Source organism: Streptomyces orinoci (assembly GCF_003121295.1).
GTDB lineage: Bacteria > Actinomycetota > Actinomycetes > Streptomycetales > Streptomycetaceae > Streptomyces > Streptomyces orinoci.
In genome coordinates this window covers 843,640-858,208 of sequence record NZ_PHNC01000029.1, presented here as the reverse complement: position 1 = coordinate 858,208, position 14,569 = coordinate 843,640, and the positions used below count along the sequence as shown (strand labels likewise).

Here is a 14,569-nt window from a genome sequence, read left to right as displayed (position 1 = left end):
GGAATGGGCGGTAACGCCGGGACGGGCGGATTGGGGGGCGTCGGCGTGGACGCGAGCAGCGTGCCCAACCTCGCCTCCCTCGCCACTGCCACCGCCCCTCCGCCGCCCGCCGAGGCCCCGCCGCACGGCCTGGGCGTCTCCCTGCCCCCGGCCGACGCGGCGGCCAAGACCCAGGGCACCTTCCCCTACGCCGCCGACCTGTGGGCCGAGGGGCTGCTGTGGGCCGCCGTACTGCGCTCCCCGCACCCGCACGCCCGCATCCTGTCCATCGACACCCGTACCGCCGCCGCCATGCCCGGCGTCCACGCCGTGGTCACCCATGCCGATGTGCCCGGGGACGCCGCTCATGGCCGCAAGGTCGCCGACCGCCCGGTCTTCGCCTCGGAGCTGGTACGCCACCATGGCGAGCCGATCGCCGCGGTGGCCGCCGACCACCCGGACACCGCCCGGCTGGCCGCAGCCGCCATCGTTGTCGAGTACGAACTGCTCGAACCGGTCACCGACCCCGAACTGGCCTTCTCCGCCGAGCCCTTGCACCCGGACGGCAACCTCATCCGGCACATCCCGCTCAGCTTCGGCGACCCCGAGGTCACCGGCGAGGTCGTGGTCGAGGGCCTCTACCGCATCGGACGCCAGGACCCGGCCCCCATCGGCGCCGAGGCCGGCCTGGCCGTACCGCGCCCGGACGGCGGGGTGGAGATCTACACCGCCTCCACCGACCCGCACAACGACCGCGACCTGGCCGCCGCCTGTTTCGGCCTGGAGCCGGAGCGCGTCAAGATCGTGGTCACCGGCGTCCCCGGCGCCATGGGCGACCGCGAGGACTCCGGCGTCCAACTGCCCCTCGGCCTGCTCGCCCTGCGCACCGGCCACCCGGTCAAACTGGCCGCCACCCGCGAGGAGTCCTTCCTCAGCCACGCCCACCGCCACCCCACCCTGCTGCGCTACCGCCACCACGCGGACGCCGAGGGCAAGCTGGTCAAGGTCGAGGCCCAGATCCTGATGGACGCCGGCGCCTACGCCGACTCCTCCTCCGACGCCCTGGCCGCCGCCGTCGCCTTCGCCTGCGGCCCGTATGTCGTCCCGCACGCCTTCGTCGAAGGCTGGGCGGTACGCACCAACAACCCGCCCTCCGGCCATGTCCGGGGCGAGGGCGCCATGCAGGTCTGCGCCGCCTACGAGGGCCAGATGGACAAGCTGGCCGCCAAACTCGGCCTGGACCCGGCCGAACTCCGGATGCGCAACGTCCTGGCCACCGGCGACCTCCTCCCCACCGGCCAGACCGTCACCTGCCCCGCCCCCGTCGCCGAACTCCTCGCCGCGGTACGGGACTTCCCGCTCCCCGCCCTCCCCAAGGACGACCCCGAGGAGCACTGGCTGCTCCCCGGCGGCCCGGACGGCGCGGGCGACCCCTCCGCCGTCCGCCGCGGCGTCGGCTATGGCCTGGGCATGGTCCATATGCTCGGCGCGGAGGGCGCGGACGAGGTCTCCACCGCCACCGTCAAGGTCAGCGGCTCGGTGGCCACCGTCATCTGCGCCGCCGTGGAAACCGGCCAGGGCTTCGCCACCCTCGCCCGCCAGATCGTCCAGGAGATCCTGGGCATCGAGGACGTCCATATCGCCCCGGTCGACACCGACCAGCCCCCCTGCGGCCCCGCCGCCCACGGCCGCCACACCTGGGTCTCCGGCGGCGCCGTGGAACGCGCCGCCCGCATGGTGCGCACCCAGCTCCTCCAGCCGCTGGCCCACCAGTTCGGCATGTCCCATGAGCTGCTCACCATCGCCGACGGCAAGATCACCTCCTATGACGGCGTGCTCAGCACCACCGTCGCCGAGGCCCTGGACGGCAAGGAACTCTGGGCCACCGCCCAGTGCCGCCCCCACCCCACCGAGCCCCTGGACGAGACCGGCCAGGGCGACGCCTTCGTCGGCCTCGCCTTCTGCGCGGTACGCGCCGTGGTGGACGTGGACGTCGAACTCGGCTCGGTACGCGTCGTCGAACTCGCCGCCGCCCAGGACGTCGGTCGCGTCCTCAACCCCGCCCAGGCCGAGACCCGCATCGAGGCCGGCCTCACCCAGGGCCTGGGCGCCGCCCTCACCGAAAACCTCCGCACCTCCGCCGGCCTGGTCCGCCGCCCCGACCTGACCGGCTACGCCCTGCCCACCGCCCTGGACGCCCCCGACATCCACATCGTCAAACTCGTCGAGGAGCGCGATGTGGTGGCCCCCTTCGGCGCCAAGGCCATCAGCGCGGCCCCGGTGGTCACCGCCCCCGCCGCCGTAGCAGCAGCCGTCCGCGCAGCCACGGGCCGCCCCATCAACCGCCTGCCGATCCGTCCCCAGACGGCGGTGGCGGGGGGTTGACCCTGCACGGGGCGACGGTCGCCGCCATGCTCCCACCCCTCGGGGGAGACCTGACCGCATCGCCGGCGTCGCGTGGCTGGGCCTGACCCTGGCGGTCGGCTATGTGGTCACCTGCACTCGGCGCCGCTGATACCAGGCCAGGCGAGGGCAGCGAAGGGCGCATGGAACCTCATCGGTGGGTTGGGGAAGCCGCAGCGTAGCGACGGCCGTCCACATGGGCCCGCGGTGAGAGCTCGTCAATCCGTCGTCCTACTCAGTCAGTTGAGGCGTGCCCGCTGGGTGACTGTCAGTACCAGTCGGTAAGCTTGGGGCGCTTGTTGCAGGACGCATGGGGTTGACTGAGGGGTGGGGGTTGAGGTGGCACAGCCTGCTACTGGCAAGCTGGAGACAAGACTGGAGACGCTCGAGACATTCAAGGGGCGCGTTGACGAGGTGCTCCGGACGTTGACTGGTAACGGTGCACCGCCTACCAGCATCGCTGAAGCATCAGTTGAATCCATCCATCTGGGGCAGGGATTCGCCGAAGTGAATGAGCTGTACGGCGCCTACAACTCCGTTCACTCAGATCTTGTTGCCCTTTCAAAGCTGTTGCATGACCAAATCGAAGCTCTGAAACTGGCAATCCACAGCGCACACAACGGATATGTGGATACCGACCTGGATCAGCGAGACAAGATGTGGGCCGTCCAGAGCGAACTGATGAAGTACTACGTGCCGCCGAAGGGCAGCCCGGTTGCCCAGCAGAACTCCGACCACACTGCCGACAAGCCGGGCAGCAACAAGGTGACATGGTGACGGCGTGGCGGATGACGGTTTATCTCGTTGCGGATTGGGGGGACGTCAGCAATGGCTGACTCTGTGAAGGACAACAGGCCGAAGGACCCACGTAAGAGCGTTCACCGGCACCATACGTCCCAGGATTTCTACGCTCTGCCGCACGAACAGCTGCACTCCATGGTGGCCAACGCGGCGCCCGAAAAGCTCAAGGACGCGGCCGACAAGCTCAAGGAGGCCCATGAAAAGATCCATGACGCGGCAGAGAAGCTACGGAAGGACATAGGCCGCGTCGAGTGGGACAGCGAGGGTGCCAAAGCATTCCATGACTGGGGGGCCGACATGGTGAATGCTGTTGGCCGTCTGGCCAATTACAGCAAGAGCGTGGGCGAAGCGATGGACAGGGCGCACACCAGCCTGGTCGCCGCAAAGAGTATGCGCCCCGTATCTCAGGCGAACGAGAAGATCGTCAGCGAATATCAGATAAGGCATCCGGAGACTCTGATGATGCCTAAGATCCCGGAAGCCGGACCGCTGGCGAACGACCAGGCCAACGCTCTTGGCGGCCCAAGTCATGCAGAGGCGTACAAGGCTCAGCAGGCACTGGAGGCAGACCGGCTCCACGCGGCCGGCCTGATGAAAGCGCTGGCTGAGTCGTACAACGAGGCGGGCGTTTCGATCACTTCGGCGGAACGGCCGAACTTTCCGCCTATGCCCCCGGTGATGATGCCGCCGCCTCCCATTGAAGATATGGAGTACGTACCCGCGCCTACGGGGAAAGATGGGGGTGGCAATTCCCCCGCTGGTGAATCAGGGCTCAGCAGCCCTGGGACGGCCTCGGCATACTCGGACGTCAGAACTTCGGCCTCCCCGGGGCACGATGCCGTGGCGTCGTCGAGCCCAGACCCTGCAGCCATACACACCATCCCCACGGGGAGTGAACAACCTCCCACGCATACACATGTGAACGGCGTGGTGATTGCGCCACCGACGCCGACGACTCCAACAACCCCAGTCACCCCTTCCCCTGGGACAAGCCACGCACCGCACATCAGTGGAATCCCTGGTGGCTTGCCATTGCCACCTGTGCCAACACCTGGAAACACAAAGCGCATTGGGGAGCCTGGCTCCGTGCCAGGGAGGACGACGAGCATTCCCGAGGTGGGCGGACCCGGGCTGCCGACGCAAAGCCCGATGATTGGTGTCCCACGAAGCCCCCTAGGCCCTGGAAGGCTTGGTATCCCGGCGCCTGAAGCACCGAGCGATGGTGTGGTCGGAGGCCGACCGATTCCACGCGCGACTGGGCAAACTCCGGCACAGATGCCGAGGGGAACCGTCGTCGGCACCGAGCCGGGCCAACAAACGACTCGCCCGCCAATGACTTATGGCCCGGGAGGGTCTGCCGTGCCTGGGGGTCAGGCTAGGGCAGGTGCCACGGGAACCACTGGACGCCGTCTGGCGACTGAAGTTGGCGGCGTGGTGGGTGAGCCCGCATCGACACGTCCATCCACCGCTTCACGCGCATTCACGCCCGGTGGCACGGGACTTGTGGGGCGCGCGAGTAACCCGCCGCGCCGTCCTAACAAGAGCTCGGAAAAGGCTGCGCGTCCGGATTACTTGACCGAAGTTGAGGAAACCTGGGCGCAGAGCAAGCGACGCCGGACTGTCCCTCCAGTCGTTGACTAACGACAGCGTGGAAGAAGAGAGCGCAAACTATGGGTAGCCGTGGATCATCCGGGCGCAAACGCAGAGCTGGCTCACTCCTCGGCCTTGCGCTCTCACTCGCCCTACTGAATTCGGTCATGCCTGCGCAGGCGGACAGCATCCGGTCAAAGCAGTGGTATCTGGACGCCATGAACGCGGATGAAATGTGGAAGACCAGCACAGGGGCTGGCGTGACCGTTGCAATTATCGATACGGGAGTACAGGCAGATCTCCCGGACTTGCGCGGTCAGGTCCTGCCGGGCAAAGACTTCTCAGAACTGCCGGGCGGAGCGACTTCGGATGACAATGGCCACGGGACGAGGATGGCCATGTTCATCGCGGGAACTGGTAGGGCACGGGGTGGTCAAGGAAGCTTGGGACTTGCACCGGGAGCGAAGATTCTCCCCCTGCGGATCGCCAACGCTTCGTTCGCGAGTGCCATCCGATACGCGGCAGACTCGGAAGCCAAGATCGTCAACATCTCGATGGGAAGCCTGCTTGGGCAGAAGAGCGACCTGGAGAGTGAGAAACACGCGGTGGACTACGCCCTCTCCAAGGGCAAGCTCATCTTCGCAGGCGTCGGCAATTCAGCACAAAAAGGCAACCCGCTTCTCTACCCCGCGGGTTACGCGGGTGTCGTAGGTGTCGGAGCGGTAAACCGCGATGGCGAGGTAACCGCCGAGTCGGAGCGGGGCCCGCAGGTGGCCCTTGTCGCGCCTGGTGCCGACATGTACTCAACTTGTAAGGGTGGCACGGGAGTTTGCACAGGCCATGGCACAAGCGATGCCTCCGCACTCGCTTCCGCCTCCGCCGCCCTAGTCTGGTCCAAGCACCCTGATTGGACCGCCAACCAGGTCCTCCGCGTCCTCATCAACACCGCTGGCCGCTCCACAACAGGCGAGAAACGCAACGACAACGTCGGCTATGGCCTGATCCGTCCCCGCGTCGCTCTTGAGGACCCAGGCGACCCGGGGGCCGCCGACATTCATCCGCTGACTGGTAAGCCCACCTCTGCCATGCCGGCTCCCGCGGTCTCAGAGGCTGTGAAGCCCCGTGCAAGTGAAACCGATACACCTGACCAAGCCGCAGGGCGGACTCACGAGGATCACGGCACCATGACGTGGGTAGTTGCAGGCATTGGCGCAGCCGCACTATTCGGCGCAGCGGTCGCGGCACTGACTAGAACCCTGCGCCGTAGCCGCAAATGACGTAACGACTCACCGCAGTGCAATGCATGCGCTTGAAGGAGAACCGGCAAAAGGTATCAATTCTTCAATAGGCAGACCTTGCCGGTGAACGCTGGTTTGAAATTTGCTCATACCTGCAGGATTTGTATCTACCGCGATAGGCGAGGGGGGAAATATGGCATTTGAAGAGGAGTGGAGTGAACTCCGGGCCAGGGCGCTGGAAAGCCACCAAAAAAGCACCAAGCTGGATTCGGCAGCCGGAAACCAGGAAAGCGCCAATCTGAATATAGCCTACGATAAGCATAAGTCGGCGATCAGCGCCCTGCAGGACCGCATCGGACCGGACACGAAGAGATCTGGCTCGCATGCGGATGAGGCGACACATGCAGCAGCGAGTGAGCTGAAAGGGTGGGACACTGCGGTAGGTCTGAAGTCTGCGCTCGAGGAGTGGAGTCGTCAGGTATCAGCTCTAGTTCACCGGCTTGGCACGGAAAAGGTGGGTCTGGAGGGCACTAAAACATCTCTTAGTGGCACGGACCATGCCTTGAAAGTTAACCTGCAGAGCCACACCTCAACTGGTTCGGGATCTGTCCCGCAATCGAAAATTTCGGGCTATTAGGGAGCGCCGTGATTTCGTACCAGGATATCCTGACCATAGACATTGAAAAGCTGGCCACGGCCGCAACTAAATGGGAGGAGATGGCTGGTAAGTTCAAAGACCGGGGCAGTGAGCACAAAGGTGAGGTGCAGGACCTGGTCGGAGACGGTGCCTGGGTTGGCCAGAGCGCCGACGTGGGGCTGGTGAGCATCTCCCAGACCCAGCAGGAGTTCGCCTCGGCTCAGGGAGAGGCTCGAGCTATTGCCTCCGTACTGCGCAGTGCCCATAAAGACTTTAAGCGACTCATTGGAGAACTCAAGAAGACGGTTGGTGAGGCCCAAAAGGCAGGTATGGTCGTCGATAGCCAAGGGCGAGTGCAATATGATCGGAGCAAACTCGGTTCCGGCGCAACCATGGACCTGATTCATAATCCTGCAATTTTGTCCGCCGAGGAAAGCTGGGCTTCTGCTATAACTGCCGTGGTGACTGCAGTTAATGACTGTGACTATGGAGTCAAGCTCGCTTTGCAAAAGGCGGCCGGAGTCAGTTTCTTCAACGGATTGATATCTGATCCGACCGGAGTGCACTTTAACGCAGCTGCCGATGGCGACAGGAGGAGGGTCGAGTCGAAGGCGGCGATAGACCTGGCCGACAGGCTGGACAAAGGGACTCTCACCCCCGAGGAGCTGGAGGACTTTCAGCACCTTCTGCGCGACAATTACAAAGACAAGGCTTTTAGTCAGTCATTTCTTGATGCTCTTGGGCCGGAAAGAACGCTACACCTCTCAGATCGCCTTAATGAGCTCGCTGAGAAAGCAAAGGGTTCAGACAAGGGCGCTTACCTTGGCATTGAAACGGACATTGCCACAACGCTGGCAACGGCAACCCAGTCATCTGATACAGCGTTCTACAAGAGATGGCGAGACGGTCTCCGCAAGACAGGCACAGAGGTAACCGACCCAAGTAGCAAGGTGCCAGTGCTTGGGTATCAGTCACTCGTCACCCTGATGTCCCATGGTGGGAATTACTCACCTCAGTTCGTAAGCGATCTGGGGGATGACATGATTGCGGCCGAGAAAAGGGACAAGCATGTCTGGGGGATGCCAAAGGGTAAGGCTTTTGGTAACCCTCCTCAGTGGGTGACCAAGGATCCGATCGATGGCCTTCTGGACATAGCCAGTCGCGACCCGAAGACCGCTGAGGCATTTCTCGATCCGGGAAGAAACGGCGAGAATCACCGATTGGAATATCTCTTGCGTGATCGCGACTGGAAATTGCGCTTCGAACCATCGGGGCATAATACCCACCCGGATCTCGATCAGACTAAGTGGGTAGAAGACTCAGACACGCGAAAGGGATTGGCAAAGGCGATCGAGGCGGCCTCAACGGGTCATGAGCCAGGATTCCCGTCAGGCCTCGGGGCCAGGCACACGGAAGGCCAGGCACGAGTTATGCAGGATGCCTTGGAAACACTCAACAAGACTTACGGCAAAGAAATGCCGGTGAGTCTCAGGGCGCCCATCGCACGGACCATATCCGACTATTCCACTGATCTGCATGAAATCCTGACCGGCCAAAATCCTGCCTACGGCTACGATGGCGGGAAGGACGGCGTTTGGAGTGACAAAAACGGCGATTCGCACATCGCCGTGAAGCAGGAGTCGCTCGTGCGTGTCATACGAGCCGTAGCTGACGATCCGCAGAGTTTCGCGCTGATCTACAACACGGAACGCGCATCTTCGGCGGATGCTCTCGCGAGGATGCCGGATAGGCCGCTCCACGGAGATGCCGACTGGACGGTACCCAGCAGAGACACCGGAATGAACTTTGGCATCCTGAATGCTGTCGGCTCGGATGTGATCATGGATCAACGTGATGCGAAGCAAAAGTGGGCGGACGATGTAGCCAGATATGGCTATCACTTGGGCGGAGCTCCGATGTCAGCCTTCGTTCCCGGAGTAGGCGATGCTGCTCAACGTGTGTTGGACGCCGCTCTCTACGACTGGTCAAACGATGTGAAGAACCTTGCAGCTGAGGATGCTCGAGGTAAAATTTCGGAAGCGTGGACTGAGGACTCGCACTCTGTGCAGGATCTTATTGACTCCTCAGCTAAACAGCGTCATATCGACCCGGCCAATCGCATGGACCCGGAATACAATTCCATCAAACAGATGCGGCAAGAAGCGGTCCAGAGCTATGTGGCGGGCCGCACCCGGGCTCTCGGGTACCTGCGATGAGTACATTGCGATTTTCGAAGCGTCATCGCATGATTGCTCTGGCGTGTGGAGCGGTCACACTTCTAATCGCTGCAAGCCTGTATGCAGGCTTCAACACCAATTTGTTTGGACCGGAGAGGCTGTGCAACGACCTTTTGTCTTCCCGTGGGGCTGAAGAGATCACGGGAATCTCTGGACGTGTCTCCTCAGAGCAAGGGGCGACTCGAAATTCCGGCGAGACTGGTCTGATCACAGACTGCACTGTCCGCGTGCGCAGTGAGTTCCCAAAAAAGGCCGGTACTCTAGCCCTTCAAGTTCTGGACGAGCCTGCTGATTTCCCGATCAATGATTATGGTTGGGCAACGAACGCCGACTTCTCATACTTCGCCGGCAGCGGCACCGGAGGGGTTTCCGACAACGCAGGTTGGATCACTCTTCCGAGAGGATGCCCCTCCAGGGCGCTTCGGATCCGCGCTGTAGACCACTCATGGCACTCAGAGCATGCTCGAAAGGAAATGGCACAGGCCTTGGAATCGGCGGCGGCCCGATTGAGTCGGGACGCCGGCTGTGCTCAGCGCGGGGCGCAGGACGTTGAGCTGCATTCGCCATCTACCCGTGCTTTGAACCCCAACGATGCCTGCGGCCTAAAGGGCTTCGTCATCCCTGAGCTTGCCAGACCGGATCGGTATGGTCAGCGAGAAACGGAACGCATAAGTAGTCTGCCGAATCGGATTTGGACTTGCGACATCCGCTTTAAAGACACTGAGGTTCCGCAGGTCACTATGGCGGCGCTTCAGAGGGAATCAACCGACCCTTCGTCTGCTGCTCCGGCTGGAACGATGGCGCCGCCGTCCGGTCGGCCAGTAGCAAAATGCGGAGGAAACAGCACCTATTTGTCTATTAAGGCATCGGCGGATTACAAGTGGCTTATCGAGAAGCAGCGCAAGGCCTCGGTGGCTGATGCGGAATCCGCCCTATTCAGAGCCTTCATCGACGGGTTGGCCAGAAACTGGAAATGCACCGTTATCCGGTCATAAAAGTACAGTTGTTGCCGGTGGCATACCCCAGGGCATCCCAGGCAAGCCCGGCCGTCCAGGTGGACATGTAGATCTAAGAAAAAGCTGTGTCATGGAGTGTTCAATTGACGAGGCGCCCTGGTGAGCTGCTGCGGCTGGTGTCCGGCTATTCCTCACCTCCTCCTGAGGGATGGTCTCGAAAAGTCCGGTGGTACGTCGATCAAGCTCTGGGCCGGGACAGGGATGCGCGCTGGGATGCGCAGCTCGAGCAATGGAGGCTGCTGTACCGAGGCCGGCCTGAGATAGGAGTTCTTGGGCGCACTTGGATTGATCGAGGCGGGTCGTACTGGCTGCGTCGAGTTGCGTGGTCCATGGTCCAGTTTTTTCTCTGTGTGATGGTCGATGCCGTATTTGCCGTCCCGCTTGTCAAGCTGTGGGACGGCTACCCTTGGCCTCTGTGCGCTGCGGTATCTGTACTGGTGGCGCTCGTCGTTGCAGCCGAGTTTGGACGCATGTGGTGGAGGCTGCGAATCCATGGGTTTAAGCCGCTAACAGCAGGACAGGGCCATGGCGGGTTCGGGTTTGCCTCAATGCAGATACTTGGTCCATTTGTGCTGCCGCTGGTTCTCCCTCTTCTCGCAGGGATGATGCTCGCGATGTTCCTCTCGACGCTCTGTCGCGACTTTCCTGGTGAAAAGACTGCCAAAGCAGCGCTTGATATATGTGCGGCAACGTAAAAGATACTTGGGGCTTTGACCGCCACGCGGTGTGCGCACGGTGCGTTCGGACGCTGGGGCGGAAGCTCAGGAAGGGCTTGGTCAATGGGCTTTCTCGACAGATTGAACGGCACCAAATACCCCGAAGGAGTCACCCCGCTCCCCGGCTGGCAGGTACGGGACGCGCTGCTCGCGCTCAATGGGCCCGACGTGCCGTGGGTCGTGCGCAGCGCGGCCGCCAATGAGCGGGCGGACTTGGTGGCGGAGTGGCGGGTCCTGGAGCCTGCATGGCGTGGCTTCTTCCAGCGCAACCAGCTGGACCGGACGCTCAAGACCCGCATGCGCTTTGTCCATGAGAGCCACGAAGTCCGCACCGTTGACGAGCAACGGGAGGTCACGTGGATCGGTAACCCACCCAGGCTGGCTTTCGGAGGGGAGTGGTCCCGTGGGCAGGTGAGGGCGGTATCCCGGCATTGGGTGGTCGAGCGGGGACCCGATGGACGTCGGCATATGAAGGAGACCTTCCGCTTCGACCCTGCTGAGATGAAGATCCCTTTGCAGAAGACGGTCCTGGACGCGGGATGGATCTGGCGCGGAGTACTGTTCAAGCTCTGACTGGCTGGTGCGCGCGCACCAGTTGATGAAAGCAGTAGTACGGCCCCAGCCGTTGGACAATGCGAGGGTGCCGCGGGCTGGGGCTGTGTCAAGCCAGGGCGGTCATTTCAGAAGAGATGCCTGCCAGTACCGGTGCACGATTTCTCGGTAAGTGGTGTGCGAGGGGATACCCGCAGAGTGCCGACGGGCCCAGCCGCGGGTTGGTTCGAGCTCTTTGTTCTGTCCAGAACGGGCGGAGCAGGTCAGGCATTCCAGTTCATGGGTGACTTCCGGCACGCCCATGATCTTGACGAGGGCGGACGTCAAGTGATTGAGCGGGGCGGTGGGGTGCTCGGTCATCCGCCCAACTTCGCAGCGGAGTTGATGGCCTTGACCTTGGCGCTCAATTCCTCCGAGGGCGTTGCCGGTCGCAGGTCTTCCAGCGTGGCGTCCCACTCGAGCCCTCCCTGGACTGGCCGGAGTTGAATGCGGTTCTCCAGGTGGTCCATCACCTGGCCGATTCGGCCGCGTGCGTTGTCCATCGCCAACGTGCCTTTTGGAAACTTCTGGTGGTTGCTCTGATCCGGAGTGCTCACGTACCCACCTCGGGACCCAGGACGCGGCGCGGAAGGATGGCGCTTCTCCCGGGCGTTGGTTGCGGGCTGGCCTCGTCCTGGCGGTCCGTTCGGATGGCTGCTTTCGTCCTGGTGGCACAGTGAGGGATGAGGGCGATCAAGTCGGTGCTCCTATCCGGTGGTTGGCTACGAGCTGGGCCGCTTGCACGGTCGCGAGGTCTCTCACCGTAAGGGCGGTATAACGGTGAGTGGGCATGCGGAGTGCGTGCCTTGTGATGCGACTCTCCGGGGGCCAGATGGACACAAGGGGCATCGGTCGGCGGATCGCCTACTGGCGTACTCATCGACGCATGACACAGGCCGACTTCGGTGCGCTTATGGGCCAGTCGCGGCGTTGGGTACAGGACCTGGAGGGTGGCCAGCGGCAACAGGACCCCCGGCTGTCGGTGGTGGAGCGGGCCGCCCAGGTGCTGGGGGTTCCGTTGGAGCGACTGCTGTCCGACACCGTCACTGTTGGGGGTGAATGCGCGGGGCCCGTGGAGATCCAGCGGATTTGGGCTGTGCTCCAGGGGCACGACCTCATCGCCGGTACCTGTGACAACAGTGACGCCGAGCCGATGCCCGTTGACCTTTTGTGCCGCAATCTGGCTTACAGCAGGAGCGCTTTCCAGGCGGGTCACTTCGCGAGCCTTGGACGTTTGGTACCCGAGCTATTGCTTGATGCCAATCGTGCGGCGGCTCGGCATGGTGGAGATGAGCAACTGGCCTCGTTCCGGGTGCTGTCGCTGACTTTGGAACTGGCCGAGGCGGCCGCCATCAAGTACGGCGACTATGACTTGGCATGGCTGGCCGGACACCGGGCGGTGGCGGCAGCCGGGCGGTCCGGCGATGTGGTGGTCATGGCGTCCGCGGCCCGGCACCTGGCGGATGCCATGAACCACCGTGGACACGCGAGGGCTGCGGCCGAGTTCGCCACGACGGCGGCTGGCCGGCTGGAGGCTGAGTTGCTCACTCGGGGCCGGGACGGAGTAAGCGTTCTTGGGATGCTGTACCTCAAGGCGGCGATGGCACAGGCGACAGTGGCCCGGTCTGGCGACCGTTATGCGGGATCGGCCGAAGCCGCCGTTCCTGCCTTGCTTGAGGAGGCGGCCGGGAGGGCCGCACAACTCGGTGGTGACGGAAACGCCATGTGGACAGCTTTCGGGCCGACGAATGTTGCCCTCCACCGCGTTGCCGCGCATGTGCAGCTTGCGCAGGGAGCTGATGCGGTGGCCGTCGCCCAGGGCATTCCTGACGCTGCCCGCGCGGCGCTGCCGCGTGAGCGCCGTGCCCACCATCTCGCCGACCTGGCTCGTGCGTACACCCAGGTGGGGCGCCGCGAGGAAGCGGTGGACACCTTGCTGGAAGCGGAGCATGAGGTGGCGGAAGAAGTGCGCTGTCGGCCGCGTACCCGCCGGCTCGTCGAGGATCTGCGGCTGCTCGGTGCGGGTGTTGCCGAGGGACGCTTGCGGGCGCTGGCCGGGCGTTGTGGACTTTCCGCATGAACAACCGGACTCTTTACCTCGTCGCCGGTGCCGCGCCGCCGGTTCGCCGGATCGATGTCCCCATCCAGGCTGCCCAGAAAGCCGGTTGGGACGTTTGCCTGATCCTGACGCCGTATGCCTACCGCTGGGCCATCGAGGACATGGAGGGGGAGATCGATCGCTTGCAGAGACTGACCCGGCACCCCGTCCGCCATCAGTACAAGCTGCCGTCCGAGGAAGACGTGTTGCCCGCCCCGGACGCAATTCTGGTGGCTCCGCTGACCTCGAATTCCCTCAACAAGTGGGCGGCTGGGATCAGTGACACCCTGGCCTTGGGGCTCATCACCGAGGGCATCGGTCTGGGATTGCCCATCGTCGCCCTGCCACACTGGAACGCCGCCCAGGGCAAGCACCCGGCGGTCGCGCGAAGCGTTGAGACGTTGCGGTCGGCGGGCGTCACCGTTCTGTTGGGCGAGGGCGGATTCGTTCCGCATCACCCGCGGCAGGGCGACGTGGATGCGTACCCATGGCAAGCGGCGATTGATGCTCTTCCGGGATAGCTTTCATTGGGGGCTGGAGAGGGATGCTCATTGTCGTTCAGCAGGCGCCCGGCCTCTGGCTCCGACCACTCCGGAGGGGCATTCCTGCGGTTGCAATGATCATTGAGTAGAAAGGCTCTTGAGAATAGTGATGGATGGAAGCTGGCATGTGCTTGTGGAAGAGGATTATCTAAATGCCGAGTATGTGGAGTCTCTTCGCTCCGAAGTTTTTCATCGGTGGAGGCTAGCCGTCAGGAAGCCTGTGCCGGGTGGCCGGGAACGAGCTCTGATATTGGCTGAGGAGGTGGCGCGGACGTACCTTCCAGGGGGACATGGGCGCGTCCGCTCGTCGGAGGCTCCCGAGCGCTTGGTCTTCAAGCTGGCGGATGGAACTTGGCTTACGGAGCTCCGACTGGCCGGTCGAGTCCGCCACTTCCGAGTCAGCGTCGCCGAACTTGTCTACTCGGAGGAGCAAGAAGTGGCTTCTGAGCCGGCTGACAGTCATCCGGACAGGTCCGGCTCTCGGGGTCGTTTCTTTCGAAGGAACTGACTGGGGCGAAAAGCTTGGCTGCCCCTCACAGAGGACACTGCCATCGGACCTCGGACATGCGAGTCACTTCTCAAGTTCCTTTGGTGATTGCATGGATCAAGTGATAAGACGCTGGCCCTTCGAGCGCGAAGCCCTGCGGCCCGCTCGACGAGTTGGCGATGGTGGCCGTCTCCGAGCCAACATGGTGAAACATGGGAGGAGTCGAGCTGCACC

At 63.2% G+C, this 14,569-nt stretch carries 12 protein-coding genes; 10 read left to right on the top strand and 2 right to left on the bottom strand.

Translation table 11 applies throughout. From position 1 onward, the window contains the following. Positions 1–3: 3 nt before the first annotated feature. From CV755_RS18725 to CV755_RS18710, 8 genes are all read left to right on the top strand, one after another. Positions 4–2,364, top strand: a complete 2,361-nt coding sequence (locus CV755_RS18725) for a xanthine dehydrogenase family protein molybdopterin-binding subunit (RefSeq protein ID WP_109281357.1) — start codon at positions 4–6, stop codon at positions 2,362–2,364. Between the two features lie 357 nt (positions 2,365–2,721). After that, positions 2,722–3,159, top strand: coding sequence for a hypothetical protein (locus tag CV755_RS34275; RefSeq protein ID WP_153068703.1), 438 nt, complete (start codon positions 2,722–2,724; stop codon positions 3,157–3,159). A gap of 1,781 nt (positions 3,160–4,940) precedes the next feature. Then, positions 4,941–6,050: a type VII secretion-associated serine protease mycosin gene (gene mycP, locus CV755_RS18715; protein WP_241561279.1), complete on the top strand. Its 1,110-nt coding sequence runs from the start codon at positions 4,941–4,943 to the stop codon at positions 6,048–6,050. 154 nt (positions 6,051–6,204) lie between these two features. Continuing rightward, a complete protein-coding gene (locus tag CV755_RS34270; protein WP_153068702.1) occupies positions 6,205–6,648 on the top strand; it encodes a hypothetical protein in 444 nt (147 codons plus the stop codon). A gap of 8 nt (positions 6,649–6,656) precedes the next feature. Further along, positions 6,657–8,864: a hypothetical protein gene (locus CV755_RS34265; RefSeq protein WP_153068701.1), complete on the top strand. Its 2,208-nt coding sequence runs from the start codon at positions 6,657–6,659 to the stop codon at positions 8,862–8,864. A gap of 29 nt (positions 8,865–8,893) precedes the next feature. Beyond that, positions 8,894–9,880 carry a hypothetical protein gene (locus tag CV755_RS34260; RefSeq protein WP_153068700.1) on the top strand — a complete coding sequence of 329 codons (987 nt, stop codon included), beginning with the start codon at positions 8,894–8,896 and terminating at the stop codon, positions 9,878–9,880. Positions 9,881–10,254: 374 nt separating this feature from the next. Beyond that, positions 10,255–10,596 carry a hypothetical protein gene (locus CV755_RS34255; protein WP_153068699.1) on the top strand — a complete coding sequence of 114 codons (342 nt, stop codon included), beginning with the start codon at positions 10,255–10,257 and terminating at the stop codon, positions 10,594–10,596. 84 nt (positions 10,597–10,680) lie between these two features. Then, entirely contained in the window at positions 10,681–11,190 is a 510-nt protein-coding gene (locus CV755_RS18710) for a hypothetical protein (RefSeq protein ID WP_109281354.1), read from the top strand. 102 nt (positions 11,191–11,292) lie between these two features. Here the strand turns inward: CV755_RS18710 and CV755_RS34250 are convergent, their stop codons facing one another. After that, complete coding sequence (locus CV755_RS34250) at positions 11,293–11,529, bottom strand: DUF7848 domain-containing protein (RefSeq protein ID WP_153068698.1); 237 nt, start codon at positions 11,527–11,529, stop codon at positions 11,293–11,295. Next, positions 11,526–11,765 (bottom strand): hypothetical protein, encoded by a 240-nt coding sequence (locus CV755_RS18705; protein WP_241561278.1) that lies wholly within the window; start codon positions 11,763–11,765, stop codon positions 11,526–11,528. The genes CV755_RS34250 and CV755_RS18705 overlap by 4 nt, the downstream gene beginning before the upstream one ends. Before the next feature lie 329 nt (positions 11,766–12,094). Between CV755_RS18705 and CV755_RS18700 the strand changes: the two genes are divergently transcribed. Beyond that, entirely contained in the window at positions 12,095–13,288 is a 1,194-nt protein-coding gene (locus tag CV755_RS18700) for a helix-turn-helix transcriptional regulator (RefSeq protein WP_241561277.1), read from the top strand. After that, positions 13,285–13,827 (top strand): flavoprotein, encoded by a 543-nt coding sequence (locus CV755_RS18695; protein ID WP_109281352.1) that lies wholly within the window; start codon positions 13,285–13,287, stop codon positions 13,825–13,827. Before CV755_RS18700 ends, CV755_RS18695 begins: the two co-directional genes overlap by 4 nt. Positions 13,828–14,569 lie beyond the last annotated feature (742 nt).

Coding starts and splice junctions, on each gene's coding strand:
- CV755_RS18725 (WP_109281357.1), top strand. CDS start 4: ATGGGCGGTAACGCCGGGACGGGCGGATTGGGGGGCGTCGGCGTGGAC.
- mycP (WP_241561279.1), top strand. CDS start 4,941: ATGCCTGCGCAGGCGGACAGCATCCGGTCAAAGCAGTGGTATCTGGAC.
- CV755_RS34270 (WP_153068702.1), top strand. CDS start 6,205: ATGGCATTTGAAGAGGAGTGGAGTGAACTCCGGGCCAGGGCGCTGGAA.
- CV755_RS34260 (WP_153068700.1), top strand. CDS start 8,894: ATGATTGCTCTGGCGTGTGGAGCGGTCACACTTCTAATCGCTGCAAGC.
- CV755_RS34255 (WP_153068699.1), top strand. CDS start 10,255: ATGGTCGATGCCGTATTTGCCGTCCCGCTTGTCAAGCTGTGGGACGGC.
- CV755_RS18710 (WP_109281354.1), top strand. CDS start 10,681: ATGGGCTTTCTCGACAGATTGAACGGCACCAAATACCCCGAAGGAGTC.
- CV755_RS34250 (WP_153068698.1), bottom strand. CDS start 11,529: ATGACCGAGCACCCCACCGCCCCGCTCAATCACTTGACGTCCGCCCTC.
- CV755_RS18700 (WP_241561277.1), top strand. CDS start 12,095: ATGACACAGGCCGACTTCGGTGCGCTTATGGGCCAGTCGCGGCGTTGG.
- CV755_RS18695 (WP_109281352.1), top strand. CDS start 13,285: ATGAACAACCGGACTCTTTACCTCGTCGCCGGTGCCGCGCCGCCGGTT.